This is a genomic window from Corallococcus llansteffanensis (assembly GCF_003612055.1).
GTDB classification, from domain to species: domain Bacteria; phylum Myxococcota; class Myxococcia; order Myxococcales; family Myxococcaceae; genus Corallococcus; species Corallococcus llansteffanensis.
Genome location: NZ_RAWB01000844.1, coordinates 1 through 2,978, shown reverse-complemented (window position 1 = coordinate 2,978; position 2,978 = coordinate 1). Strand labels below are relative to the sequence as shown.

General features: G+C 72.5%; 3 protein-coding genes. 1 reads left to right on the top strand and 2 read right to left on the bottom strand.

Annotated features, from left to right (window positions below; all coding sequences use genetic code 11):
* Both D7V93_RS41065 and hisG read right to left on the bottom strand, forming a co-directional pair.
* Positions 1-581: histidinol dehydrogenase (locus D7V93_RS41065; RefSeq protein WP_208723318.1), on the bottom strand; the 581-nt coding region annotated here is incomplete at its 3' end.
* Complete coding sequence (hisG, locus tag D7V93_RS41060; protein ID WP_120648431.1) at positions 578-1,435, bottom strand: ATP phosphoribosyltransferase; 858 nt, start codon at positions 1,433-1,435, stop codon at positions 578-580. The genes hisG and D7V93_RS41065, both read right to left, overlap by 4 nt.
* Before the next feature lie 297 nt (positions 1,436-1,732).
* On the opposite strand from hisG, the gene thiO reads away from it, so the two are divergent.
* Positions 1,733-2,848: a glycine oxidase ThiO gene (thiO, locus tag D7V93_RS41055; protein ID WP_120648430.1), complete on the top strand. Its 1,116-nt coding sequence runs from the start codon at positions 1,733-1,735 to the stop codon at positions 2,846-2,848.
* Positions 2,849-2,978 lie beyond the last annotated feature (130 nt).

Below are 2,978 nucleotides of genomic sequence, written 5' to 3'. Positions count from 1 at the left end.
GCCCCGCCCAGCGCGAAGACGCGATCCGCGCCCGCCAGCGCCGCCGCCGCGAGCACGCCCGCGCTCGGCAGGCCGTCCGGTCCCGGCGGAGAGCAGACGATGATCTCCCCCACGCCCGCCACCTTCGCGGGGACCACGCCCATCAGCACGCTGCTCGGGTACACCGCCCGGCCTCCGGGCGCGTACACGCCCACGCGACCCAGCGGATCCGGCCGCCGACCCACCACGACACCGGGCTCCGTCTCCACCTCCACCGACGTGGGCCGCTGCGCCGCGTGCGCCCGGGCGATGTTGCGCGCGGCGCGGACCAGGGCATCGCGCACGTCGGAGGGAAGGGACTCCAGCGCCGCGACCCACCGCGCGCGGGGCACCTCCAGGGCCTTCAACTCCACGCGGTCGAACTGGCGCGCGAAGTCGAAGAGGGCCCGGTCCCCTTCCGCGCGCACGCGGGCGATGAGCGCCCGGACGCGGGTGGCCACCTGGGCATCGGCGTCCCCCGGGCTGCGGTCCAGCAAGCGGCGCAGCGCTTCGGGCGTCAGGGCGGACAGCGCCCCCTGGTACTTGAGGATGGGGGCGCTCATGCCATCAACCTCTCGATGCGCGTGACGAGGATGCCCTGGCCGCCCAGCGCCTTCAGCGCGTTGACGGTGCGGTAGATGGTGCGGGAGGAGACGACCGCGTGCACCGCGACGAAGTTGCCCCCGTCCATCACGTCCACCACCGTGGGGCCGTTGAGGCCGGGCAGCACCTCGCGCACCTGCTCCAGGGACGTCTTCGGCACGTTGGCCATCAGGTAGCGCCGGCCCCGCGCCGCCAGCACCGACCCCAGCGCCTGCGTCAGCTCCTCCAGCGAGCGCCGCGCCTCCGCGCCGTTGCCGGGATACGCGACCAGCCGGGCGCTGGACTCCAGCACCGTGGACACCTCGCGAAGGCCGTTCATCTTCAGCGTGGAGCCCGTGGACGTGAGGTCCACGACGATGTCCGCGATGCCCAGGTGCGGGGCGATCTCCGCCGCGCCGCTCACCGGCACCACCGTCACCCGCTGCCCGCGCTGCTGGAACCACGCCTGCGTCAGCCGGGGGAAGCAGGACGCCACCCGCATCCCGTCCTTCACGTCCTCCGCGCGGGTGATGCCGCTGTCCTCGCGCGCGGCCACCACCAGCCGGCACCGGCCGAACTCCAGGTCCATCAACGACTCGAGCTCGCGGCCCGCCTCGTTGACCAGGTCCCAGCCGGTGACGCCCGCCTGAGCGGCGCCGTCCGCGACGAACTCCGGGATGTCCTGGGCTCGGACGAAGATGGCCTCGAACTCGCCGCCCAGCGACGCGGTGAGGGCGCGCTCGCCCCGGCCACGGACCTCCAGGCCCGCGTCGTTGAACAGCTCTCGCACTTCCTCGGACAGACGTCCTTTGTTGGGCAGGGCAATCTTCAACATGGGTGGGCTCGCGGGACTCACGGGGGGCTGAAACGAAAAAAGGCCCGTCCTGGGGGGACGGGCCTTCGATTCACTGCGGCATCTGCCGGAGGAGGTGCGCTTCTAGTGCGTCACCCAGGCATGCGCGCGGCGAACGGTCCCGTCTTGGGCCGGCCGATGATGCGCATGGTGGTGATGCACGGAGATGGAACGCACGCCCCTAGGGTTAACGATCGGAGCCTCCCCCGTCAAGTCACCCCCGGGTACGAGCCGGTCTTGACGCTTGCAAACCCGACCCTGCTTGAGCAGAAGCGGCCCATGGCAACCTCGGACGTCCTGGTGGTGGGCGGAGGCGTGATGGGCTGCGGCATCGCACTGCGGCTCAGGCAGGCGGGCGCTCGCGTGACGGTGCTGGAGCGCTCCATCCCGGGCGCGGAAGCGTCCAGCGCCGCCGCGGGCATCCTCGCGCCTCAGTGGGAGTCCGAAGGGCCCGGCCCCTTCTTCGAGCTGTGCCTGCGAAGCCGCGCCCTCTACGCCCAGTTCGCCACCGAGCTGCGCGAGCTGTCCGGCGTGGACATCGCCTACCGGCCCTGCGGCCTGTTGCGCGTCGCGTTCGACGAAGCGGATCACCACCACGTGGAGTCCACCGTGGGCTGGCAGCACGGCATGGGCCTGCGCGCGGAGCTGCTCGACGGCAAGGGCGCGCGCGAGCTGGAGCCCCGGCTGTCCCCGGAGGCCGTGGGCGCCGCGCACTTCCCGGATGATCATCAGGTGGACAACCGGCTGCTCGTGCGCGCGCTGACCATGTCCGCCGCGCGCGTGGGCGCCACGTTCCGCGGTGGGTACGTGCGCGGCGTGGTGCACGAGCAGGGCCGCGCGGTGGGCGTGGACCTGGACGGCGAGGTGCTGCGCGCGGACGCCGTGGTGCTGGCGGCGGGCTCCTGGTCCTCCCTGGTCCAGGGCTCGGGCGTGGCCCCCCAGGCGGTGCGCCCGGCGCGCGGCCAGATGGTGCAGCTCCAGACGCGGCTGCCATTGCTGGAGCGCGTCGTGACGTCCGCGAAGGGCTACCTGGTGCCGCGCGCGGACGGGCGCGTCATCGCCGGCAGCACCATGGAGCACGTGGGCTACGACAAGCAGGTGACGGCGGCGGGGCTGGCGGGGATCCTCGACATGGCGCTCCAGCTGTGTCCGGAGCTGGGCAGCGCGCCCGTCACGGAGACCTGGGCCGGCTTCCGGCCGTGGACCCAGGACGCATTGCCCTACATCGGGGCAGGGCCCATGCCGGGCCTGTTCCTGGCCACCGGCCACTTCCGCAACGGCATCCTCCTCACCCCCATCACCGCGAAGCTGGTGGCGCAGGCGGTGCTGGGCGAGAGGCCGTCCGTCGACCTCACCCCCTTCCGCTATGACCGGGGAGCCCAGGCGCGGGGCTGAGGTCGCATTCCCCAAGGGCGCCAGGGCCTGACCCCCACCCTGGACGGCAAGGAGGCGAGGCGGGTGGTAATTTCTCGCACTCGTTCGCCTTTAAGACCCGGAAACCTCTAGAATCTTCCGCCGTGGAAGC

Coding starts and splice junctions, on each gene's coding strand:
- hisG (WP_120648431.1), bottom strand. CDS start 1,435: ATGTTGAAGATTGCCCTGCCCAACAAAGGACGTCTGTCCGAGGAAGTG.
- thiO (WP_120648430.1), top strand. CDS start 1,733: ATGGCAACCTCGGACGTCCTGGTGGTGGGCGGAGGCGTGATGGGCTGC.